Below are 23,080 nucleotides of genomic sequence, written 5' to 3'. Positions count from 1 at the left end.
GGCAAATTTGCGCTTACCGCAACAAACTTCAATATCCTTTGCTATTGTGAGAGAGGGGGGTAGGGTTTAGTCTAAGGCGTTATTGAAGAAAACAAATCGGTGTGGAAGGTCAGTCGGCAGAGAACATAGCGGGCTGATTGGATTTATGTAATTCCATTGAGGAAGTAAGAATGGATAGAAATTCGGTGCAGTGGCGAGGCTACATTCCTGCTATAACAACGCCATTTACCAAAGAAGGTGAATTAGATTGCGAGTCCCTGAGAAAGCTGCTCAGCTGGCTCAATAGGGAAGGAATGCACGGCGTAATAACGGCGGGGACACAGGGTGAGTGGTTTACTTTGTCCTTCGAGGAAAAGCGATATCTTCTGGAAACCGTCAGTAGCGAACTGAGAGGCAAGTGCACGATTATTGCCGGCTGCAATGGGTACACTGCAGCAGAGGTGATCAGAAATTCTGAACTTGCCCAGGGGTTTGGCTTCGATGGCATCCTTTTGTCAGCTCCTCCCTATATGAAGCTAACGGACAATGAAATCTATGAATTTTATGCTGAGGTCAGTGGGGAAATTTCCTTACCAATCTGCGTTTACAACTGGCCTCCAGGTACAAATGTGGATATGTCTTTGGAGTTGTTGCAAAAATTGGCAGAACTGGACAAAGTGGTTGCCATAAAAAACTCCACGCCGGACCAAAGGCACTTTCTGAATGTATTTTATGCGCTGAAGGATAAGGTTCGCGTGTTTGGCATCCCGATGAGTGATCTTGGAATCACCTTGGTACAGCAGGACAACGCGGATGGAATGATGGGAGCAGGAGCTATTCTGGGTCGAGATCATCCTGATTTTTTTAATGCAATTTGGGCCGGCGACATCGAAACAGCCAGAATAATTGCCAAAAAGGACACCACCTTAATGCAGGCCTGGTTTAACTCGGACTACACCGGAAAATTCGGATCGGCCCAGGCTATTTTCAAGGAAGCTCTGAATCAGCAGGGGTTACCGGGCGGCTATCCGCGTAGTCCAATTTTGCCACTCGATGAACGCGGTGTGGATGAAGTCAGGAAAACCCTGCTGGCAGTCGGAAGATTACCGAATGAGGAATTATGACGTAGCCATCATTGGCGGCGGCGTTATTGGGTGCGCGAGCGCCTATTTCCTGGCGAAAGCCGGCGTTTCTGTCGCGATTATCGAGCGGGGCCAGCTAAACGCCGGAGCGTCGGGTAGAAATGCCGGCTCACTGCATTTTCAACTGGAGCACCGGCTGATTCATAACGAGACTCATCTCAAGGCGCAATTGCCGCATCTTATTCCCCTGACACTTGCAGCCATCGAGCAATGGAATACTCTAGAAGACGAACTGTCTTGCGATATTGGTTTATCCATGTCTGGTGGTGTGATGGTAGCGGAAACCAGTGAGCAAATTAGACTCCTCGAGCGCAAAGCGAAGTTGGAGAACAGGTACGGGTTGGCCGTTGAATTGTTAAGTGCTGAAGAAACTTTAGCGCGTGCGCCTTATCTTGGCGAAACCGTACAGGCCGCCTTATATTGCAGGGAAGAGGGACATTGTAATCCGCGTTTGTTGACGCCGGCTTTTGCCAGAAAAGCGGAAGCATTGGGGGCTGATTTTTTTACCGATACTGCGGTAATGGGATTGGACAAAGTTGGGGCGGGATGGAACGTATCAAGCCGGATTCGACCAGGAGAGAAAGCCAGTGAGCGCCTTGAGATACGGGCCGAGAAGGTATTGAACGCTTCAGGCGCCTGGGCCCATGAAATAGCGGCCATGGCCAATATACATTTACCCATATTTCCAGTTGCATTGATGATGAGCGTGACGGAACCTGTTCCGGTTTTCCTAAAGCACATGGTGCAGCATGTCGGTAGAAAGTTGTCTTTAAAGCAAGTTGAGGATGGCAATCTCCTGATTGGAGGCGGCTGGTCGGCCAGGTTACAGCAACATGCAGGAAAGTGGATAAGCAATGCCCCGGCAAAATTAAGCCTGGATGCCCTGAAAAGCAATCTTGGTGTTGCGAGTGAGATTGTACCAGCTGTCAATCAACTACACTTGCTCAGAACCTGGACGGGAATCACGGGTGTCACAGCCGATCAATTGCCGATCGTCGGTCAGGTGGATCAGACGCCGGGTTTTTACGTGGCTGCTGGTGGGTCGGGATTTACTTTTGGCCCTCTCTACGCCCGCCTGTTGAGCGAAGAAATACTGACCGGTCTACCTTCTGAAGCATTGCAACCCTATTCGCCGGCCCGCTTCGGCCATGTCAATATGTATATGGGAAACTAGCCTATCATGAATAAACGAATATTTATCGGGGTCGAGCGCCCCGCAAAGGTTCCCATTGAGATTAACGGTGATCTCACTGAGACTTATCTCAATGAGAGCCTGGCGACAGCACTATTGGCATTCGGAATAACCGTGTTTAATCGCAACCGACAAGGAGACTGCAGAGGTCCTTACTGCAATATGGGGACATGCTTCGAGTGCCTGGTTGGTATTCAGCAGTCGCGGCCAGGAGAGGAGAAAACTGAGAAAGCCGAGAAAGACGAGAGAGTTGAGAAGGTTCAATGGGTTCGCGCTTGTATGACGCCAGTGACAGAGGGGTTAAGCGTCGTGGTGGGCGACTCCGTGGACACCCTCAATAACTCGAGTATCAGAGGCAGGCATGGACGCTGAGTTGGTCATAGTGGGTGCTGGTCCGGCCGGACTTGCGGCAGCGGAGATTGCTTCGGTTCATGGCTTGAATGTTATTGTGCTCGATGAACAGACCAAACCGGGCGGGCAAATTTTCCGTCAACCCCCGGAAGGGTTCAGGGTTCACAGCTGGATGCCGGACAGTATTTATCGCGAAGGAAAATCGGTCCTGGCTTCTGCATCAACGCGTAAAAACATACGATGGTTGTTAGGTTCCACGGTTTTGGGCACGTTTGCTGCCGGTAGTAACGGGGAAAACAGCAATCGAATCAAGGTTGTTGTGGATACAGGCGTGTTGATCGAAGAGATACAGACGGAACACCTGATTTTCGCTACGGGTTGCCATGACATGGCGGCAGCTTTCCCCGGCTGGAATCTTCCCGGTGTGATGGCAACGGGGGGAATTCAAGCCTTTGTAAAGAGTCAGCAAATCGTACCTGGGGAACGTTTTCTTTTTGTGGGTACGCATCCCTTGCAGCTCATCGTCGCCGATCAGGTGTGTCAGGCTGGTGGCCATGTGGTTGGGGTGGTTTTTGCTCAACAATTCAAACGGATGCTATCGATCATACGAAATCCATTCACCATGCTCAGATTCAGTGGCAAATTTCTGTTCCTGGCTAAAACGTTGTATCGATTAAGGAATGCCGGAGTACCTGTATCCTTTCAGGAGTCGCTGGTGCGGGCGAATGGCGACCTGCAGGTATCCAGTATCGATATTGCGTCGATTAGCCTCGACGGTATTGTTCAAAAAAACGAGTCTCGACGGGTTGAAGCTGATCGATTGGGCGTGTGTTATAACTTTCTGGTTTCTTCAGAGTTGGCTCGTCAATCGGGGGCAGAATGTGAGTGGTCCTCACAAGCAGGAGGCTGGATTGTCAGACACAATCAGTGGATGCAATCCAGTGTGCCGGGCATCAGTGTTGCTGGAGAAGTCACGGGTGTTGCTGGAGCCGATGCAGCGCTCGAAGAGGGGCGATTGGCGGCGCTGGGAGTATTGTTGAAAAAAGGCGTGTTGGGTTCGACCGCGGCAGCCAGGCTGGCGGAACCGGTAAGAAGACGCCTTTCGAATATCAATGCTTTTGCCGGACTGCTGAGAGAGTTGTCTTATCCGGGAAACCTGCTAAACCAATTGCTGTCGGATGAGACAAACATCTGTAAGTGCGAGGGAATCACAGCTGGCGATATTAAAAAGGCGCTTGCGGAAAACTCCTGCATCAGCTCAGGGAGCGCGGTTAAACTGATCAGCCGAACGGGAATGGGGCTATGCCAGGGCCGTTACTGCAATTACCCGCTGACTAAAGCTATCGCCGAGTACAGGGAGGCATCTGAAAATGAGGTCGGACCATTTACGGCACAGTTTCCGGTAAAGCCCGTTCTGATTAAAAAAATCACCCACAAGCCTGATGAGCCGGCGTAAATTGGCCAGATAATTGCGTCAAACGCAACAAGTTTAGATGTTTAGTGTTATTGATGAAATTTCCTGCTTTGTTAATGTGAAGCCATCAAAGATGTTCAATAACTCTTTGGCGTGGATTTGATCTGAAAGACGATGAATCCGAGGAGAAATCACGTGACTAACCAACGGCTACAACAATATACAAAATTCTGGAGAGAGTAATGAAAGCTCATAAGAAAACTCGTACAGCTCTATCGGTTGCAGTTGCGGCAACGACATTTTATTTCAGTGGGTCCGCAAGTGCTGATGCAGACTTTGCAATCGAAGAAATTGTAGTGACGGCAACAAAGCGTGGGGCAGCCGCTATTCAAGATATACCTTTTTCAGTTCAAGCGCTTGGTGGTAGTAAACTCGACTCTATGGGTGCCTCTGATTTTGGTGACTTTTTTCGTATGGTTCCGGGGTTAGCTACATTCGACCAAGGTCCTGGAGATAAACGCTACATCATTCGGGGGGTCAATTCCACCGGTGGGGGTACAGTTGGATTGTATTTGGACGAAGTGATCATTACCGGAGAAAATGCCCAGGACGGCGGTGGCCGTCAGCCAGATATAAAACTCTTCGATATTGATCGGGTTGAAGTTTTGAAAGGTCCTCAGGGTACGACTTTCGGATCCAGTTCATTGTCTGGGACCATTCGTTATATCACGAATAAACCCAATGTTTATGAGTCTGAACTGGAGGCGACGGTTAGCCTGAGGGACACTGACAGTGCTGACTTCGGTCATGAGCTGGAAGTTATAGGGAATCTACCCCTTGTAGAGGGGAAGTTGGCCCTCAGAGCTGCAGGCTACCATCTGGAAAAGGGCGGGTTTATTGACAACAACTTCGACGATGGTGTTAATAACGATTCAACCGTTGCCGCCAGAGTATCACTCGCCTACCAACCGACTGATGAACTGAGTCTCTACCTGATGGCTACGACTCAGGATACGGAAACGAATGGCGGTGCTTACTTCAATGAAGTGAATTATAACGGGGAGCCCCTTCCGAAAAACGAGCAGGCGGATGCCAGTCGCAACCCTTTTGAAGACGATATGAAGATTTACAATGCGACCTTGAACTATTCGACAGCTTCGGGAACCATTACGGCTACGGCTTCAAAACTGGAGAGAGATTCGGTTCTAAATCGGGATTCGTCTCTCGCCCTGGACAGGTTCCTGGGTCTTCCGTTTGACGGCGAGGGCCGTAGTACGATTACTCAACCCAAGTACAGAGAGTTGGAGTCCTACGAGGTGAGGTTTTCTTCTGATTGGGACAGCCGAGTTCAGGTATTGGCAGGTGTATTTATGCAAGACGAAGAGCGCTACTTCCGAAGCGCTATTCTCAGCGCCGAGATGGGAGGCCGCGTTTCTGGGAATCCAACGGCTTATCTGGACAGAAATGTAGAGACCTCGGTAGAGGAAGTTGCGGTATTTACCGAAGTGAGCATGGATATAACGGGTTCACTGAACATCACTGCCGGTTTGCGTTGGTTTGACTTTGAAATCAATGAAGTCGGAACCTCAGTCACGGGATTCGGCGGTGGCGATGGAGCCGGTGTTGGTCCCGCTCTGGCATTTGGTGAAAGTGACATCATTGGCAAGTTCAACATTTCCTATCAGCTCAACGAGGATGTATTAACCTATTTTCAGTGGGCGGAGGGTTACAGGGCCGGTGGAGCCAACGACCAAACAGCCGCGGCAATCGCCAATGTCAATATCCCGGCCGGTTTCGGTTCGGACTCCCTTGAGAACTTCGAATTGGGGATTAAGACCACATTGGCTGAAGGAAAAGTAGTAGCAAATGCGGCCTTTTACTATATCGACTGGAGCGACATTCAGCTTCAAGACCAGGCGACCAGCGGCAGTGTTTCCTTCCCCTTCAGAGGGAATGGTGGCGCAGCGGAAATCAAGGGGATGGAGTTTGATCTGACGGCTTATCCCATCGATGGCCTGGAGATGATAGCAAGCGCCAATTTCACCAATGCGGAGTTGGTGGAGGATAATCCTATAGCGTCAAGTGGCATGGGTGGCGATGACATACCCTATACTCCGGAAATGACCTTGTCGCTCAGTGCCGACTATGAATGGGTGGTATCCAGTGACAATATGACGGCGTTCGTTGGTGCCGATGTCATGTATGTGGATGAACGCAGCACGGAATTCCGGCCGGACAATTCTTTGAATGTGGAACTGGACAGCTACAGTTTGACCAACATGAGGGGGGGAATCAAAGGAGAGGGTTGGTCAGTCTCGTTATCAGTCAATAACGTGTTTGACGATAATACGGTGACCGATGTTTATAGAATTATTCCGGGAGTCTATCCCAATGGATTTATCCCCAATCAGCCACGATCCGCTATTTTGAGCTTTAACAAAAAGTTCTTTTGAGTTTTAGTACCTTTTCAAGGTGCTCGGCCAGCTAAACTCGTTTGAACTGGTTGATCATCCTGCTTGGGCGGAAACAATGATGGAAGGTTAGGAGATATGCAGTGGACGTGAAAGTCGAGTCCAGACAATGGTCATCTCAATTTGTGTTCTTCGCCGCTGCAATCGGTAGTGCGGTGGGAATTTCAAATATCTGGAAGTTCACCTATGTGGCGGGGGAGAACGGCGGGGGAGCTTTTGTTCTTATTTACATTCTGTCATTGGCCGTCATCTCGGTTCCTGCACTGATAGCCGAGTTGCTTATTGGCAGATGCGGTGGCCGCAGTGTCGTCGGCACCATGAAGGTTCTAACGGAACGCGAGGCTGTTAGCAAGAATTGGCACTACTATGGTGTGATGGCCGCAGTGGGGGTTTTCCTGGCTTTGAGTTTTTACTGTGTAATTGCGGGATGGACGGTGGACTACATTGTCCTGGCTACAACGGGTGCATTCGAGAACATATCTTCCAATGAGGCTGAGAACATTTTCGGCGCCTTGCAAAAAGATCCGATACGCATCATTTGTAGTCAAATCCTGTTTATCGGTATTACTGCCTATATCGTAGCCTCAGGTGTCCGGGGTGGGCTGGAGAAAGTGCTGCGCTGGCTCACCCCGGGACTCTTTATTATTCTGTTGTTACTGGTTGGCTATGCAATGGTAGCGGCCGAGTTCTCCAAAGGTCTTACGTTTATGTTTGAGGCGGACTTCAGTAAGATCAGCCCCCAAGTGATCCTTATGGCTGTGGGGCAGGCGTTTTTCTCGCTTGGCGTAGGCTTAGGCGTGTTGATGACAATCGGCGCCTATATGGACAAGGATATTCCAATTGGCAGAGCAGCCATTATTATCGCATCTGCCGACGGAGGTGTTGCCATTTTGGCGGGCTTAGCCATATTTCCCATCGTGTTTAGCTATGGCCTATCACCCGCTGGTGGCCCCGGGCTTATTTTTACCACTCTACCAATAGCCTTTGGCCAGATGCCGGCTGGAAGCATCTTTGGCCCCTTGTTTTTTTTGCTTTTGGCTTTGGCAGCCTTGACCTCTTCCATTACTCTGTTAGAAGCGGTTATTGCCTGGCTGGAGGAAGTGACCGTTCTGTCTCGAAATAAGCTGGCGCTCTTTACGGGACTGGCGCTGTGGTTGGCGGGGTTGGCAACCGTCTTTTCCTTCAATATCTGGTCAGAAGTCAAACCACTTTCAATGATCACACTATTCAAGGACAAGACGTTCTTTGATCTAATTGATTATTTAGTTTCCAATATCATGATGCCGTTGGGAGGCATCATGGTGACTGTTCTGGCAGGGTGGTCCCTCTCTCGAGAGACCGTTGTCGATGAGTTGAACTTAGGATCAACCGTCTTTTTTGAAGTTTGGTACTTTCTCGTTCGCTATGTGGTTCCATTAAGTGTCGGTGCTGTGTTTATCGTAAATTTGGCATAACACCTCTCCGGGCAATTCCAAGTAAGTATCGAAGGTATGACTATAACGAGTGGTATTTCCAGGCCAGTTTTTGACAAGGTTGATTATGTATCTCTAACGGTGGTTCTGTCGCATCCAGCCTTGAAGGAAAAAGATTTCTATCCTGTTTGATCGCCGCTGTATTAGCGCCACTCTTGTCGATATTGATTAGACTTGACTTGCCGTTATTGCCGATGGCTTTAGAGAGAAACCGTAATGCTGCCTTTTTGTCGCGCTTAGCAGTTAATAGAAAATCGATGGTATCACCGTTGCGATCAACTGCGCGATAATAATACTTCCACTCTCCTCAAACCTTGAGGTAGGTCTCGTCCATCCGCCAGCGGACCCCTGGCGTACGCTTTTTTTTCAGAAATTTTGCTAAGAGCAAAGGCGAATAGTGATTTACCCATCGATGAATGGTGCTATGATCCACAGAAAACCCTCGCTCTTCCATGATTTCTTCAAGATCACGATAACTCAGGCCATAGGCGAGGTACCAACGAACACATTGAAGGATCATCTCACGGCGAAAAAGCCTGCCTTTGAATGATATTGTGCTCATCGGTCATCCCTAAAAGGGCTGTGATGTTATCACAGTACGCGAATTGCGACAGAACCAACGTATATTCATCAATTTGATGAAACTAGGGATTAGCACGTTACAGGGGCAGGGCTCTGATCTTCCTGCACCATTTTTTGACTTATATTGCTAAAAAAGCAACAAAATTAGATTGTTGTTGTGAAGCATAGAGTGTGTCTAGATGTTATTCTTGATGCCGATCTAGACAAAACGTAGTGCGAAACAAGATATAAGGAGCCAACTTGAAGGTCGGCTGTACTGGAAACCAACATGTTGTTGCCCTTTACATAATTATTAAAAAACGGTTGTAAAATAATATATTGAGAGGCTTAACCATGAACATATTAGTGCATAGTGAAAGACGGGTCCTCCGGCAGATTCTGGTCTCTTCGATGGGTCTACTGTGGTTGCAGCAAGCGCAAGGGGAGTCAGAGCTTTGGCAGGAGTCAGTGATTTTGCAGGAGGTAATTGTAACTGCCCAAAAGCGTGAGCAAAGCCTTCAGGACGTTGGTATTTCGATAACCGCGTTTTCTGAGAAGCAATTGGAGGAATTTGGATTAAATAACAGTAATGAAATAGTCTATCTGACGCCGGGGTTGTCACTGGGGAATCCGGGGGGTGAAGGCAATATCACTTCATTGTCAATGCGAGGTATCGGGCAGGGTGATTTCCAGGATATTCAAGAGTCACCGATAGCGTCTTATAATGATGAGGTTTACAACGCCTACATGGGGGCAGCCAACACTGCGATATTTGATTTGGAACGAGTTGAGGTTTTGCGTGGGCCGCAGGGTACTCTTTTTGGACGTAATGCCAGTGGTGGCCTGGTCCACTATATTTCAAAAAAGCCCGATGAGGAATTCGCGGCTAATTTGAACTTGTCACTCGGTGAGGAATCTCATGTTCGGTTTGAAGGCGGGATAGGTGGGCCTATTACTGATCGAGTTTATGGGCGTCTATCAGGATTTAGCAACAAACATGATCCGTTTGTTAAAAATATTGGTGGTGAAGATGGCAACGAGGCTGACACCCAGGCTGTGCGTGGTCAGTTACTATTCAAACCCACCGATAATCTGGACATTTTACTAAAGGTTGAAGCAGCCGAGACAGAGATCAACCAATGGAACTTTGAAGCAGTAGCCGCTTCTGTCGATGGGTCCGGTAAGGCGGTCTTGCATCCCGATCAACCGATAACGGCATCGGCCTTTGGCATACCCGGCGATTTTAATGATCTGGCCGATGGCGACCCCTTTACCGTAAACAGAGATGCAACTGGTAATGTTGCCGCGCGAGGCGCGGCGCCCATCGGCCTAAAACGTGAGTCTGCTAGTAGTTCTCTAAGAGTTGATTTGACATTGGACAATGATATGACTCTTACTTCAATAACTGCCTACAGCGAACATGAAAAGGCTTTTAACCAGGAGTCAGACGGCACACCTTTGCCACTGATCTTCTTTGGAACGGATACACATACCGAGCAATTCAGCCAGGAAATCAGACTGGCTGGGCAAACGGACAATATGCGTTGGGTGGCCGGCGCTTACTATCTTGATTACGAAGTGATTACTGTATTGGATGTTGATTTTTTTGCTCCGGATCAGTTTTTCACGGACAACATCCAACAGACCGGCAATTGGAGTGTATTCGGACAAGCTGAATACGATATAAGTGACGATTTAACCATCATCACAGGTTTGCGCTACATTGACGAAGAGAAGGAGCTCGATTCTATAGGTACTTACGGCTCAGTAATTACTGGTGGCGCTCCACTGACTACGTCATTCAATCCAGACATTTCACCCTATGCCCGTATAGACGACGACGATTTCGCAGGGAAAATTCAATTAAATTGGATTGTGAATGGGGACTGGATGCTCTACGCTGGGATATCTCGCGGCTACAAAGCCGGTGGTTTTAATGGTCCATTCGGCGCTCCCGGCATCAGCCCTACATTTGAAAACATCGCCTTTGGTGCAGAAAAACCCATTGCTTACGAGGCTGGCTTTAAGTCGACACTCCTTGACGGGAAGGCTCAATGGAATACCTCTGTCTACTACTATGACTATCAGGACTTTCAGGCATTTGCATTCCTGGCGTTGGAACAACTGGGATTCAATACCGATGCCGCGGTCACCGGTATTGATTCCGAATTACGAATTTCTCCAATTGATGGACTGGATTTTATGCTAGGAGTCAATATATTGGATACCAAGGCAGAGGATATAGGAAACCCCGCAGGTATCGTAAGAGATACGGATCTACCCAATGCACCCACAGCTCAAGTGACCGGACTACTCCGTTACAGCTGGTCGGCGTTGGATGGCACTATGGCAATTCAGGGCGATTTCAATTATCAGAGTGAAAATCACTTTGATATTTTTAATAATCCTGCCACAACAATTGATAGCTACACAGTGGGAAATGCCAGGCTTTCCTATACGTCCAGTGATGAAAAATGGGGTGTAGCCCTGTATGTCAAGAATGTCTCTGACAAGGAATACATTACTTCGATTTCTAACAATGCCAGTTTTCCGTCAGGACTTGGACAGGTACAACGGTTTTATGGACGCCCTCGTTGGGCCGGTGTGCAATTTACCTATAATCTCGACTAATTTCAGTCCAGCTGGAATGACATGTTTTGTTTCTGATGGGCGAAGTTTTGTGCAAGAAGACTTCGCCGCACCACTGCGCGACATTGTGTTAAAGAAACGCGATTTTTTTTGAGGCGAAGAGGTAAGTTATGGTTCAATTGAAACAAAATCTGGTATTGATACCTGGTATGCTCTGCAATGGGTTAATGTGGGAGCCACAAATCTGCGCACTGGAAAGCAGCGCCAATATTATCGTTGCCGATCTTACCAAACATAGTGATTTGCATTCGATGGCTACCGGTATCCTTGCCAGTGCTCCTCCTACCTTCTCAGTAGCAGGTTTGTCGATGGGTGGTTATGTCGCGCTTGAGCTTTTCAGGCAGGCGCCGGATAGGATCGAGAAACTGGCACTGCTCAATACCAATGCACATGAAGCAGACCCTGTGAATGAAATTCCATCATGTCGAGGGATGTTGGAAAGGCTGAAGAGTGGAGATGGCCTTGCTAAAGTAGCGAAGGACCTTGTTCCCGCCCTTTTCAGTGAAGAAAAACAAGACGATCCTGAACTCGAAGAAATTGTTATTAGAATGGCAGACTCCGTCGGCTACGAAGCCTTGGAACGGCAGATTTCGGCAGTGATCTCTAGACCGGATTCTCTTTCATTGTTACCACAAATTAAAAACGCCACCTTGGTGATAGGTGCACAGAACGATGTTTTAACTCCTCCGGAAGAACATGAACAAATCGCCTCTCTCATCCCACAATCAAAACTGACTATTTTGGAGCGTTGTGGGCATCTTTCTACGCTAGAGAGACCCAATACTATATCAATGTTACTGCGCGAATGGTTGACATCTGGATAACCGAAGGTCCGCTTGGTTGAGAGAATGAAATTGGTGATGAAATGAATAGTTTTGGAAAGTTTGGTGACTAGAATGCAGCATTTATTTGGAGGTGGTCTATGAGGGGGGCATATGAAAATTTATTTAAACGGGTTGATCACGTGTCTTTGACAGTTTCTGATATAGAGAAGGCTATTGATTTCTATACAAGCGTTATGGGCGCTGAGCTCGAATATCGTATGGGGCCTTTTGATGCGGCAGAAATGCCTGCTGAAGAAGATGGTCGAGACTGGAGCGAGGCGCACATCAATGTGTCGGGCGCCCGCCTGCAGATTGCGATGCTGAAGATAACCGATAACCTCTCGATGGAGATGATTCAATACGAAAACCCGGTTGGCAGGCAACAGCCAGCAGAAAATTATGATGTTGGAAGCCGGCACCTGTGCCTGGAAGTGAATAATCTCGAAGAGGTGGTTGCGTATCTTTCCCGCAACGGCTGTACGGCGATGTCGGCCCCCATTCTAATGCAGGGTGCCCCGTGTCCAGATTCTAAATCCTGGTATGTGCTTGATCCATTTGATAATCAGTTAGAGTTGGTTGAATACCTCTGATTTTTAGCACAAAACGCGAGAGCGTATGTTTTGCTTTAGTGGTTGGAAAAAGCAGAAGGCACTGTATCTCTGCAAAGGAGTGGTTACGGTTAGTAGCTCATATCGTTGATCGAATACTATTATTTACTGTTCAATTTAAATAGATGCTTAGTAAAGGGGAGTTTATATGCCGCGCGATACAATTAACCCTGATTCGATGTATACCAGTGTACCCTTTGGGTTTTCTCAGGCGACGCGGTCAGTGGGCGGAACAACGATTCATTGCTCGGGCCAAGTGGCTTGGGATAAGCAGTGCGAAGTCATAGGGGGCAGCGACTTAGGTGCTCAGGCCCGTCAAGTTATGCAAAACTTAAAGGCGGTCCTCGAAGAGGCTGGTGCGAGTTCGGCCGACGTGGTTAGAATGCGGACCTATGTGGTGGACTACTCTCCAGCTTGTTTAGAGCCTATTGGTAAGGCCATTGCCGAGTTTTATGGTGATGAATTACCTCCGGCGAACACCTTGCTGGGTGTTCAGTCTTTGGCTATGCCTGAGTTTCTGATTGAGGTTGAAGTGACTGCTGTTATTGACTAATTGAACGGGACTTGTTGGTCTAGCGTATCAGGCTATTGAAATAGCTTTCAATGTGCAGCATGAGTTTATAGGCGGCAGTGGGTAGCTGGTGCCCCACGCGTGTAATTAGGCCTATTTCAGTTGTATTGAGTGCATCGTTATCGGTCGGAATAGCCAGCAGCTCTCCAGATAATAGTTGTTGCTGGACTACCAGCTCGGGCAGGAGCAAAACACCATGTCCAGACTTTACAAAGCCGGTCAATAGCGCCAGTGAGTTGGTGGTCAGGTGTGGCTCAATGAATATCCCGCTGTCATGCTCGGCTCTTTCGAGAATTTGACGTATACGGTAGCCGCCCTCTGGCAAGCCAATATTGTGATCGCACAGCTATTTTAGGTGGATGATTCTTTTGCTCAGCAAGCGGGTGATTTCTGTGCACGATTACCTTTAATGGTTGAGGTAGTGAAAGTTTTGATCGAATATTGGGGTCGCGTGCCTTATCGAAGATTAGACCCAGATGATCTTGATCGTCACCGACCAGATTAACGACTTTGTTGGTATCGGAAACTATAACGCGAACAATAATACCGGGGAATTGATGCATGAAGTGCTGCAGCCTATCGTTAAAACTTTCTGAAATATAGGCTTCGCCGACAGCTATACATATATTCCCGGTATTGATGCTTTGAAGTGATTTTATCTGGGGTAGAAACGCCTCCTGTTGAGATTGTTTTACCCGGTAATAGCGGCAGGCTAATTCACCGACCTCAGTCAGTTTTAAATGGCGGCGACCTTTTTAAAATAAAGGTAAGCTGATCTCTTTTTCCAATTCGACGAGCTGACGACTGATTGAGGAGGTGGCAACATTGAGTTTCTCACTGGTGGTGCGCATGGTGCCTAGCTGTGCGGCTTCATAAAGGTATTTTAATCGTGTGTTGCTCAAATTCATAATCAGCCTCAATTAAGTGGTTCGATGATCGCCCGCCGGTGGTGGACAGCTGTAGTCGAATCGGAGACTGGGAAGGTGATACGGTCATGGGCAGGGGCCGCAAGAGCGCTTCGTTGACCATGGTGGAACGGAGAACACTATATACGGTGATCGTGAGGTTAACCGGCAAGAGAGCCGATTTGCTAGCGAATGCCGCAATAGAGGGCATGGGTACACTGAAATCGAAGGTAAAGACTATTACCTTCGATAACGGATTAGAGTTTGTTGAGCACGAGAAGATCGCCGTCGGTCTTGATGCTGATATTTACTTCACTCACCCATACGCTTCCTGGGAGCGAGGTATCAATGAAAATACCAACGGGCTTATCCGGCAGTATTTTCCGAAAGGCACCGACTTCAACGAAATCACGGATGATGAGATTGAAGCGGTGATGGATCGCTTGAACAACCGTCCAAGAAGGACAAGAGGTTGTCGATCACCAAACGAGTTGCCTATGGGACAACGAGCGGACTTGCTCGATGCATAACGAAATCGCGCTTATTAGTGCAAATTTCGAGGTAAACCCCTAATGCGGGTTACAATTATTTCAGACCAGAATAGTGAGTTACATCATTTATGTATCGATGGGATTCCACTCACTTGTCCTCTTTCTCTGGAAGATGCCAGAAAGTTGTGCGATTTACTCGTGAAGATCATTGATGGTGAAAATCAAAGGGATATTCATGAATGGCTGGTACGCACAAAGTAAAGAACAAGCCAAATTGCAGCTATTACTTGAAGCTGCGACCCACTAATTTATAGGATGATCCAAAAACAATAGGTTACACGACCTTAGTGCATGTACCAGAACAAATTGAACAGTCCTTCGGTGTTATCGACAATGTCCCGGTCGCACCCCATCTGGCGAAAGTGAGACAAATAGGCCTGAGAGTCGGCGTAATCGACGTCCGTTGTCATGACGGTCCCAGGTTCAGTGAGTTAGGCGCACAACCGTTGGCGATAGCGGCGATGCAAGGGATAAAGACAAATGTCCTTCACGGACACCGACAGACAATTGTCTCGATCGTTGCGGCTGCGCCCCTGTGCTTTCCCAACATACTACCAGTTGGCGACTTTGTAACACGTGCCTTCAAAGCGGTCTCGCTCCACAAAGGTCTCCAGGCAGTAGACAGGGTGACCATAGCGTTCTTGCCTGTATGCGCCATGGCACGACTACGTTATTCGCGGCGCTGGATATTGTAACAGGAAAGGTAATTGGTGAGCTTCACCGAAGACACAGAAGCAACGAGTTTCTGAAGTTTCTGAGGACAATCGACAAGAACGCGCCGCCGGAAATGGATTTACGCCTGATAATGGATAACTACGGTACACATAAAACCGAGAAGGTGAAGAATTGGCTTAACCGTCACCTTCTCCGATTTCATGTTCACTTTACGTCAACTTCTGCATCTTGGCTAAACCAAGTTGAACAGTGGTTTGCAACTCTTACTCAGAAACAGATAAGACGTGGAACTCACCGTTCAACACAAACATTAGAGAAATCCATCAGAGAATATCTAAAAATGTACAACGATGAACCGAAGCCATTTGTTTGGACAAAATCAGCGGATGAGATCTTGGAGAGCATTGCTCGATTTTGTCAACGAACTTCTGGGTCAGTACACTAGAGCGTGCTATGGAATATATCATGAGATAGGTAGTTGCGGCCTGTTTGCACATGCCTTTGGGCCTGTATTCACCAGAGTTCTATTGCTGCACTATCTTATAATCAGCCGTGTTTTTAAGACGATAGCTTTTCAGAAAACCAAGATACTGCTATCAGTATCTTCAGTAGTAATCTAATTAATAGGAGTACATTATGACCGAACAACTACCTCTAGGAGGTCCGCAAGGGAACACCGGCGATATTGCTAACTGGCCGTTGTTAAAAATTATTTACAAAACAGACGCGGACAAAGTTGCCCAGTTGTTACCGCCGGGTATCGAAGTGACCGACGAGCCTAATGTACATGTCACATTCTTCAATGTCCCTACGCTTGACTTACCCGAGTACGGTGTATTGGTGACAGTTAATGCCAGTTATAACGGCGTTGATGGCGAATACGCACTGGGCTATGGCATCGACCAGGAGTCAGTCGTTTTAATCAGTCAGAACATGAACGGCCAGCCTAAGTATCTCTGTAAAACCACCTTTTATCGCTTGGGCAACAAAGTGGTAGCGCGCAGTTCACACCAGGGTTATACCTTCTTAGAATTTACCGGTGAGGCGACAGCAGTGGCTGAGCACGTCCCCGAGTCTGATAACCACGAGTGGTGGATCAAAGTTTCTCGTGCTGTGAGTGTAGATGCAGTATCAGGTGGCTACGACTTTCCTCCCCATGTTGTCGACGTCCGCACCCGACAGGGTACCCAGCACCGCGAAGAAGTGAAAGGCCAGCTCAAATTAATGGACAGCCCTTGGGACCCCATCGCTAGACTACTGCCCATGCGCGAGCAACTGTCAGCGCACCTCGAGTGGCCAATTTTCAAGGAACGAGAAATCAAACTGGCAGGGGCGCTGGATCCTGTCGCATTTGAGCCGTACGTGGATGTTATTTCCGGCTCGCGCTGGCCAGGTTTGATACCGGAGTAGAAAGTAATGTTCCGTTGCGCTTGTAAAGGGAAACGGAACATTATTCTACTTGCTATTCCCTAAGCCCGAGAGAGATAGGTGCGCGCGGCCTGATAGCACAATCTTTTAGACCGGTATTCATAGGGGTTATTTGGAAGGTTACTACTTAATGAAATATCATTTTAAATATAGTGATCACGCCTAGGTCGCAATAACTCCAGATCAATACGAGTGGTGAGAATTTGGAACATTTTAAAGATAAAGTTGCCGTTATTACTGGTGGGGCCTCAGGCGTGGGGCGTAGCATCGGCTTAGCGCTGGCCCGTGAAGGCGCCAAGATTGTTATTGCCGATGTTGAGATGAGTGCCATCGAAAAAACTGTTGCCGACGCTAAGGCCATCGGAGGCGACGCTCTGGGTATCGTGGCGGATGTAAGCAAAGCCGATAGCATGTGTGCACTAGCTAAGAAAAGCATCGAGGCATATGGCGATATTCACTTGGTATTTGCCAACGCCGGTGTAGGTGCCGGTGAAGTCGGCAATCTCTGGGACTACCACGATAACGACTGGAGCTGGGCTTTGAACGTTAATGTCTGGGGCGTGATAAACACCATCAGGGCCTTTATGCCTCGATTGATAGAACAAAATATAGAAGCCCACTTTGTAATCACTGGCTCAACCAACGGCGGAATGATTAACATTCCTGCCTCTCCGATCTACTCCGTCACCAAAGCCGCCGTACAATCGATTACAGAGCAGCTCTATTTTCAGATGCAGATGATGGATTCACCGGTAAAAATTAATGCGCTGTTCCCGGGCCCTCACCCGGTGAGTACGGGCATCTATAACTCTGCTCGGAATCGTCCGGCGGAGCTGCCGGATGATCCCGCCAAGCCTACTGATACAGCAATTAGATCTGCTGAAGATATGCAGAAACTCATGGAAAAAACTGGTGTCAAGCTTGAATTTACCTCGCCGGATGAATTCGCCGAAACTGCATTGCAGGATATTCGCGACGATAAGTTCTGGATACTTCCTCTGACGGAAGTTTTAGAAAACGCAATTAAAGACCGCAATGAAGCCATCATACAGCGTACCCCGCTATCAATTGTTGCGCTGGGTTAGTTGCTGGGTATTATACCGGATAGATTAGGTAAAAAAAGCTAGTCACAGTGTTCGGTTAGTAAACTCACCGGAAATACAACTAGTTTCAGGGCCAGGAATGTGCCCAGTATGGTTACTAAAAGGGAATCGCTGAGCACCTGCTAAAGTGATCAGTACAGCATTAAAGGTACATTTAAGACAAAGAGGAACTGTTATGACTTATCACTACGACCCGGACATTGCGACCATAGTCGATCTTTTTCCATTTACCGATTTTTCAGACCCGGTAGAAATTCGCAGAGCGACGGCGTATATTGCAAAGGAGTACATGGCTGAAGTTGATACCAACGCGGTGGAATTCGAGGATATATATATACCAGCACTGGATACTGCGCCGGATATCCGAGTTCGCGTCTACCGTCCAAAACAACAGGAGTCTGACGTTCCTGGTCTGTTGTATATACATGGTGGTGGGTTTGCTGTTGGTGATCTCGATCAAGAGCATTCCGGATGTGTGAGAATTGTAGAGGAGCTTGGTGTCGTCGTTATATCTGTTGATTACAGGCTGGCACCGGAACACCCATATCCAGCTCCGTTGGAGGATTGCTACTCCAGTCTGGTCTGGCTAGCGGAGAATGCCGGTAGTCTAAAGGTTGACATTGAGCGCATTGGTATCATGGGGGCAAGCGCTGGTGGCGGGCTGGCCGCAGGTACTACTTTGATGGCCAGGGACCTTGGCGGTCCAACTCTTTGCTTTCAGTTTTTGGGCTTTCCAGAGCTTGATGATCGTTTAGAGACGAAGAGCATGAAACGCTTTGTCGATACCCCTGGCTGGAACCTTCCTTCTGCCGTCAATAGTTGGAAGTTCTATCTGGGGGATAAGCTTCAACCAGGGGGGGATGCGGTTCCCTATTATGCGGCACCCGGCAGGGCGAAAGATCTCTCCAATTTGCCGCCTACGTACGTATCAGCCCTGGAATTTGATCCACTGCGTGATGAGGCCATTATCTATGCATTGCGCATGTTAGAAGCTGGTGTATCGGTTGAGCTACATACTTACCCGGGCGCGTTTCATGGTTCTGGATTTCTTGCGCCGCACGCGGAAGTTCATGTGCGCGAGATGCGCGACACGCTCGCCGCGCTCAAGCGAGGCTTGAAGGCCGATCATTCGAAATGATTCCAACTAGCCACTTCATCAAAACTGTGCGGTACGAGATTGTAATGACCCAGTGAATAACTGCACATGCTATAGTCGCCGCAATTGCGGAAGGCCTCACCATGATGCAAGAACAAAAAAACAAACGATGGAGAGCGAAACGCAAGGCTGAATTGATTAAAAAGATCTATCGTGTACCGACGACGGTTCCGGAGGCGGCCAGGGTGAACGATCTCACCCAGGCGGAGATCGAGAGCTGGATGGACGATGCCGAGGCTGGTATGGAAAACGCCCTGGAAGCCAATCCCAAAGGTATCGCTGAACAATACGAGAAGCAGCTAAGCGAACTGAAGGAAGTCTATGGCGAGACCATGTTGCAGTTGAAGTTTCGAAAAAAGCTGCAGCACCATCTCGATTCGACCGAGAAATCGTAACTCGTCTCATTGCCGAGATGGCGGAAGAAGGGGGTCTGGGGATTTTCTGTCCTAAAAAGACAAACTCCTCTGTAGCCCACGCCAGGCGTGGCCTTCAGAGGAGTGTTAAGTTGAAGTGGTAACATTATGCTTTCCTGCGGCATTGGGATGGGTCTTATCGCGTTCTCAATATCGGCAGGTTTTTTTTGATTTTACCTAGACGCCCGGACTTTTAATTAAGAATCGTTTGACTCATTTGTGTTAATTTCCAGCGCTTCCTCGAGTTGTAAGTGATTTCGATATATTTGCAATGGCGGTCGGGTAAGACAACGGCGTTACCGCCGCTGCCCCCCTAAGAACTGTACGTGCCTGTCACCATGCATACAGCTCAAGCCTTTCAACAGTCTCTAACGAAGCCGGGCAACTCCAAGACGGAATGTTTCATATTGCGTTTATTAAGGTGGGAGACCCATTGCGGGTGAAAGGCGGTAGCTTCGCTGATAATTTTCACGTAGCGTTTGATGGGTAGGTACGAAGCCAGGAAAAGTTGATTTCAACAAAGTGATTGTTAATCATCTGGCCATGAGAGAAGACCATACGGTCGTCTCTGGCGGCCCTAAAATATCGATCAATGACCCATCTGGCCCCCTTATTAGGGTGTCTGCGTTCGCCCCACCGACGTAGGCTTTCCCAGATAATGTTATCCACTCGACTGAGTGTATCTTTGGAAACCCCATGCATGTGGTAGTTCGCCCAGCCACGAATGATTGGGTTGAGCACATGGATGAGGTTTATCTGCTTAGCTTGCTTGCTCTTCGAGTGCCTCCATCGCTCGGTCGAGCATAGTAGGTATTCCGAGCGGGCGTTTTTGGGCGTTCGATTTGGAAATGTGTATCCGTCTCAGAGTCATGGGTTTATACCCATGGTGTCTTAGCTGTGAAACGGCATTCCACCGGGATTTCGGTGTTGACCACAAGCGGCCATCAACACCAGAAGTACGCTTTCCACGATTCCGTGTAACTCGCCTGACCGCCAAAGCTTTGGCGGCGAACGAGCGGGTCAGAAGACGTTGTAGACACTTAACCTCATTCCATCTACCTTCCCGAGTTGCCTTCGGGATACGGAATTGTAGGCGTTTAACCTGTTTCTCCGCTCTCCTTTACCCGCAGAACCCTCAACGATCTTTACATCACGCCTGCCATTTCTGGCGACTCTACGGACTTACCCTGTTTCGCAGTTGATTCAGAAAGGGGCGGACCTTTCCTTTGCGCCGGAGATCTATTTATCCACGACGGGGTATGATAGGACCCCCGTTCAGATCTCACACCTTTTGGTACAAGCCTGTTAGCATCTTTGGCTTGTTCCTCATGACGATGCCTAAGCCGGGAATTCACATGTGTTGGTGGTTCCTACTCGTCCCTAGCCCCTCACCGCCTTGATGCTAGCAGTTTCTGCCGTTCCTCGTGGTTCGGCGTACTGATTACCAGTGGGTACATTGTCCCTGAAGCTTCACACCGCGCCGTTACCAGCACCGCATGTTCGGGTGGGGGACCGTTAGTGGAATAACGGGTTTCATCAAAACTCCAGTTTGTAAAACAGAATCAAAAGCGACTTTGCCGGTCGCACCTTTCAATGAGGCTGTACTTCGAATATCAAGCAGAAAGATTGTGCGGCAGCCAGAAGAAGATCCTAGAGCGTGCTATGGAATATATCATGAGATAGGTAGGTGTGGCCTGTTTTCACATGCCTTTGGGCCTGTATTCACAAGCCTTCTATTGATGCCCAGTTTTACACTAAGTCAATGACCTTTCAGCCAACCAAGGTGCTGCTATCAGTATCTTCAGTAGTAATTAAATCTTGGTAAACCACCGCCTCTGGCGGTGAAACACGAATAGGCTCTGCCAAAACGGTGTGCAGAGTGGAAAATGGCCTCCTTTGAACCAGCAAGTTCTATAAGGAGGCCGTTATGAGAGACTGGCAAAGCCAAGCTCACGTTAGACATTATTGCAAATTCACGTTGTATTTGTGCCCAAATATCGAAAAAAGTCGACCTATGGGACTTTGAGAAGAGATATCGGCGGAGTTTTACGGGAGTACATTATGAACCAAGAAAGGGAAGATAATCGCCAGGAGCAAATGAATTTGGCGGGACTCTGACAATAGCCCCTCCGGGGGCTTTCATGATGCCACCCGCGATGCGGGTAGTATTTGATATAATTATCTAATAGGAGTACATTATGACCGAACAACTACCTCTAGGAGGTCCGCAAGGGAACACCGGCGATATTGCTAACTGGCCGTTGTTAAAAGTTATTTACAAAACAGACGCGGACAAAATTGCCCAGTTGTTACCGCCGGGTATCGAAGTGACCGACGAGCCTAATGTACATGTCACATTCTTCAATGTCCCTACGTTTGACCTACCCGAGTACGGTGTATTGGTGACAGTTAATGCCAGTTATAACGGCGTTGATGGCGAATACGCACTGGGCTACGGCATCGACCAGGAGTCAGTCGTTTTAATCAGTCAGAACATGAACGGCCAGCCTAAGTATCTCTGTAAAACCACCTTTTATCGCTTGGGCAACAAAGTGGTAGCGCGCTGTTCACACCAGGGTTATACCTTCTTAGAATTTACCGGTGAGGCGACAGCAGTGGCTGAGCACGTCCCCGAGTCTGATAACCACGAGTGGTGGATCAAAGTTTCTCGTGCTGTGAGTGTAGATGCAGTATCAGGTGGCTACGACTTTCCTCCCCATGTTGTCGACGTCCGCACCCGACAGGGTACCCAGCACCGCGAAGAAGTGAAAGGCCAGCTCAAATTAATGGACAGCCCTTGGGACCCCATCGCTAGACTACTGCCCATGCGCGAGCAACTGTCAGCGCACCTCGAGTGGCCAATTTTCAAGGAACGAGAAATCAAACTGGCAGGGGCGCTGGATCCTGTCGCATTTGAGCCGTACGTGGATGTTATTTCCGGCTCGCGCTGGCCAGGTTTGATACCGGAGTAAAAAGTAATGTTCCGTTGCGCTTGTAAAGGGAAACGGAACATTATTCTACTTTCTATTCCCTAAGTCCGAGAGAGATAGGTGCGCGCGGCCTGATAGCACAATCTTTTAGACCGGTATTCACAGGGGTTATTTGGAAGGTTACTACTTAAATGAAAAATCATTTTAAATATAGTGATTACGCCTAGGTCGCAATAACTCTAGATCAATACGAGTGGTGAGAATTTGGAACATTTTAAAGATAAAGTTGCCGTTATTACTGGTGGGGCCTCAGGCGTGGGGCGTAGCATCGGCTTAGCGTTGGCCCGCGAAGGCGCCAAGATTGTTATTGCCGATGTTGAGATGGGCGCTATCGAAAAAACTGTTGCCGACGCTAAGGCCATCGGCGGCGACGCTCTGGGTATCGTGGCGGATGTAAGTAAAGCCGATAGCATGTGTGCACTAGCTAAGAAAAGCATCGAGGCATATGGCGATATTCACTTGGTATTTGCCAACGCCGGTATAGGTGCCGGTGAAGTTGGCAATCTCTGGGACTACCACGATAACGACTGGAGCTGGGCTTTGAACGTTAATGTCTGGGGCGTGATAAACACCATCAGGGCCTTTATGCCTCGATTGATAGAACAAAATATAGAAGCCCACTTTG

21 protein-coding genes and 4 pseudogenes are annotated in these 23,080 nt (G+C 48.4%); 18 read left to right on the top strand and 7 right to left on the bottom strand.

Annotation, left to right across the window (positions count from 1 at the left end; genetic code table 11):
- The first annotated feature begins 170 nt into the window (after nucleotides 1-170).
- The 6 genes from HBA55_RS11940 to HBA55_RS11915 all read left to right on the top strand — a co-directional run bounded on the left by HBA55_RS11940 (nucleotide 171) and on the right by HBA55_RS11915 (nucleotide 8,003).
- Nucleotides 171-1,103, top strand: a complete 933-nt coding sequence (locus HBA55_RS11940; RefSeq protein ID WP_166991104.1) for a dihydrodipicolinate synthase family protein — start codon at nucleotides 171-173, stop codon at nucleotides 1,101-1,103.
- Nucleotides 1,090-2,295 carry an NAD(P)/FAD-dependent oxidoreductase gene (locus HBA55_RS11935; RefSeq protein WP_166991101.1) on the top strand — a complete coding sequence of 402 codons (1,206 nt, stop codon included), beginning with the start codon at nucleotides 1,090-1,092 and terminating at the stop codon, nucleotides 2,293-2,295. Before HBA55_RS11940 ends, HBA55_RS11935 begins: the two co-directional genes overlap by 14 nt.
- A gap of 6 nt (nucleotides 2,296-2,301) precedes the next feature.
- Nucleotides 2,302-2,685, top strand: a complete 384-nt coding sequence (locus HBA55_RS11930) for a 2Fe-2S iron-sulfur cluster-binding protein (RefSeq protein ID WP_166991098.1) — start codon at nucleotides 2,302-2,304, stop codon at nucleotides 2,683-2,685.
- Nucleotides 2,675-4,120, top strand: coding sequence for an FAD/NAD(P)-dependent oxidoreductase (locus tag HBA55_RS11925; protein WP_166991095.1), 1,446 nt, complete (start codon nucleotides 2,675-2,677; stop codon nucleotides 4,118-4,120). The genes HBA55_RS11930 and HBA55_RS11925 overlap by 11 nt, the downstream gene beginning before the upstream one ends.
- Before the next feature lie 314 nt (nucleotides 4,121-4,434).
- A complete protein-coding gene (locus HBA55_RS11920) occupies nucleotides 4,435-6,531 on the top strand; it encodes a TonB-dependent receptor domain-containing protein (RefSeq protein ID WP_166991092.1) in 2,097 nt (698 codons plus the stop codon).
- A gap of 101 nt (nucleotides 6,532-6,632) precedes the next feature.
- Nucleotides 6,633-8,003 carry a sodium-dependent transporter gene (locus HBA55_RS11915; protein WP_166991089.1) on the top strand — a complete coding sequence of 457 codons (1,371 nt, stop codon included), beginning with the start codon at nucleotides 6,633-6,635 and terminating at the stop codon, nucleotides 8,001-8,003.
- Nucleotides 8,004-8,151: 148 nt separating this feature from the next.
- Here HBA55_RS11915 and HBA55_RS37415 read toward each other — a convergent pair.
- Nucleotides 8,152-8,574 (bottom strand): annotated as a pseudogene (locus HBA55_RS37415) (IS6 family transposase); the annotation flags it as partial.
- Between the two features lie 362 nt (nucleotides 8,575-8,936).
- On the opposite strand from HBA55_RS37415, the gene HBA55_RS11900 reads away from it, so the two are divergent.
- From HBA55_RS11900 to HBA55_RS11885, 4 genes are all read left to right on the top strand, one after another.
- On the top strand, nucleotides 8,937-11,213 hold the full coding sequence (locus HBA55_RS11900; protein WP_166991083.1) for a TonB-dependent receptor: 2,277 nt from the start codon (nucleotides 8,937-8,939) through the stop codon (nucleotides 11,211-11,213).
- A 128-nt stretch (nucleotides 11,214-11,341) separates the two neighbouring features.
- The gene (locus HBA55_RS11895) at nucleotides 11,342-12,055 is read left to right on the top strand and encodes an alpha/beta fold hydrolase (RefSeq protein ID WP_166991080.1); all 714 of its coding nucleotides are present in this window, start codon (nucleotides 11,342-11,344) and stop codon (nucleotides 12,053-12,055) included.
- A gap of 140 nt (nucleotides 12,056-12,195) precedes the next feature.
- Nucleotides 12,196-12,645 carry a VOC family protein gene (locus HBA55_RS11890; protein WP_338109404.1) on the top strand — a complete coding sequence of 150 codons (450 nt, stop codon included), beginning with the start codon at nucleotides 12,196-12,198 and terminating at the stop codon, nucleotides 12,643-12,645.
- Between the two features lie 166 nt (nucleotides 12,646-12,811).
- On the top strand, nucleotides 12,812-13,216 hold the full coding sequence (locus tag HBA55_RS11885; protein ID WP_166991074.1) for a RidA family protein: 405 nt from the start codon (nucleotides 12,812-12,814) through the stop codon (nucleotides 13,214-13,216).
- 19 nt (nucleotides 13,217-13,235) lie between these two features.
- Here HBA55_RS11885 and HBA55_RS37805 read toward each other — a convergent pair whose 3' ends face one another.
- The 3 genes from HBA55_RS37805 to HBA55_RS11870 form a co-directional block, all read right to left on the bottom strand.
- The gene (locus HBA55_RS37805; RefSeq protein ID WP_338109412.1) at nucleotides 13,236-13,565 is read right to left on the bottom strand and encodes a LysR substrate-binding domain-containing protein; all 330 of its coding nucleotides are present in this window, start codon (nucleotides 13,563-13,565) and stop codon (nucleotides 13,236-13,238) included.
- Nucleotides 13,507-13,809: a LysR substrate-binding domain-containing protein gene (locus HBA55_RS38180; protein WP_420821500.1), complete on the bottom strand. Its 303-nt coding sequence runs from the start codon at nucleotides 13,807-13,809 to the stop codon at nucleotides 13,507-13,509. Before HBA55_RS38180 ends, HBA55_RS37805 begins: the two co-directional genes overlap by 59 nt.
- 180 nt (nucleotides 13,810-13,989) lie before the next feature.
- On the bottom strand, nucleotides 13,990-14,142 hold the full coding sequence (locus HBA55_RS11870) for a LysR family transcriptional regulator (RefSeq protein WP_166991068.1): 153 nt from the start codon (nucleotides 14,140-14,142) through the stop codon (nucleotides 13,990-13,992).
- 23 nt (nucleotides 14,143-14,165) lie between these two features.
- Here HBA55_RS11870 and HBA55_RS11865 point away from each other — a divergent pair.
- Nucleotides 14,166-14,669, top strand: a pseudogene (locus HBA55_RS11865) (IS30 family transposase); the annotation flags it as partial.
- 305 nt (nucleotides 14,670-14,974) lie between these two features.
- Here the strand turns inward: HBA55_RS11865 and HBA55_RS37800 are convergent.
- Nucleotides 14,975-15,100 (bottom strand): hypothetical protein, encoded by a 126-nt coding sequence (locus HBA55_RS37800; RefSeq protein WP_277345578.1) that lies wholly within the window; start codon nucleotides 15,098-15,100, stop codon nucleotides 14,975-14,977.
- A gap of 239 nt (nucleotides 15,101-15,339) precedes the next feature.
- On the opposite strand from HBA55_RS37800, the gene HBA55_RS11860 reads away from it, so the two are divergent.
- The 5 genes from HBA55_RS11860 (at nucleotide 15,340) to HBA55_RS11840 (ending at nucleotide 19,447) form a co-directional block, all read left to right on the top strand.
- Nucleotides 15,340-15,810, top strand: a complete 471-nt coding sequence (locus HBA55_RS11860) for an IS630 family transposase (RefSeq protein WP_240946049.1) — start codon at nucleotides 15,340-15,342, stop codon at nucleotides 15,808-15,810.
- Between the two features lie 191 nt (nucleotides 15,811-16,001).
- Complete coding sequence (locus HBA55_RS11855; RefSeq protein WP_166991061.1) at nucleotides 16,002-16,775, top strand: acetoacetate decarboxylase family protein; 774 nt, start codon at nucleotides 16,002-16,004, stop codon at nucleotides 16,773-16,775.
- A 221-nt stretch (nucleotides 16,776-16,996) separates the two neighbouring features.
- A complete protein-coding gene (locus tag HBA55_RS11850; RefSeq protein WP_166991058.1) occupies nucleotides 16,997-17,878 on the top strand; it encodes an SDR family NAD(P)-dependent oxidoreductase in 882 nt (293 codons plus the stop codon).
- Nucleotides 17,879-18,071: 193 nt separating this feature from the next.
- On the top strand, nucleotides 18,072-19,034 hold the full coding sequence (locus HBA55_RS11845; RefSeq protein ID WP_166991055.1) for an alpha/beta hydrolase: 963 nt from the start codon (nucleotides 18,072-18,074) through the stop codon (nucleotides 19,032-19,034).
- A 101-nt stretch (nucleotides 19,035-19,135) separates the two neighbouring features.
- Nucleotides 19,136-19,447, top strand: a complete 312-nt coding sequence (locus tag HBA55_RS11840; protein WP_166991052.1) for a transposase — start codon at nucleotides 19,136-19,138, stop codon at nucleotides 19,445-19,447.
- Nucleotides 19,448-19,933: 486 nt separating this feature from the next.
- Here the strand turns inward: HBA55_RS11840 and HBA55_RS38175 are convergent.
- Together HBA55_RS38175 and HBA55_RS11830 are read right to left on the bottom strand one after the other, a co-directional pair.
- Nucleotides 19,934-20,245, bottom strand: a pseudogene (locus tag HBA55_RS38175) (group II intron maturase-specific domain-containing protein); the annotation flags it as partial.
- Nucleotides 20,226-20,570, bottom strand: a pseudogene (locus HBA55_RS11830) (reverse transcriptase N-terminal domain-containing protein); the annotation flags it as partial. The pseudogenes HBA55_RS38175 and HBA55_RS11830, both read right to left, overlap by 20 nt.
- Nucleotides 20,571-21,663: 1,093 nt before the next feature.
- Between HBA55_RS11830 and HBA55_RS11825 the strand changes: the two are divergent.
- Together HBA55_RS11825 and HBA55_RS11820 are read left to right on the top strand one after the other, a co-directional pair.
- Nucleotides 21,664-22,437, top strand: a complete 774-nt coding sequence (locus HBA55_RS11825) for an acetoacetate decarboxylase family protein (protein WP_166991049.1) — start codon at nucleotides 21,664-21,666, stop codon at nucleotides 22,435-22,437.
- A 222-nt stretch (nucleotides 22,438-22,659) separates the two neighbouring features.
- Nucleotides 22,660-23,080 (top strand): SDR family NAD(P)-dependent oxidoreductase (locus HBA55_RS11820; protein WP_166991046.1); only part of this gene is annotated, 421 nt, incomplete at its 3' end.

The organism is Pseudomaricurvus alkylphenolicus (assembly GCF_011683955.1).
Taxonomy (GTDB): Bacteria; Pseudomonadota; Gammaproteobacteria; order Pseudomonadales; family Cellvibrionaceae; genus Pseudomaricurvus; species Pseudomaricurvus alkylphenolicus.
Note: the sequence above shows the minus strand (reverse complement) of the source record. Positions and strands in the feature narration are given on the sequence as shown.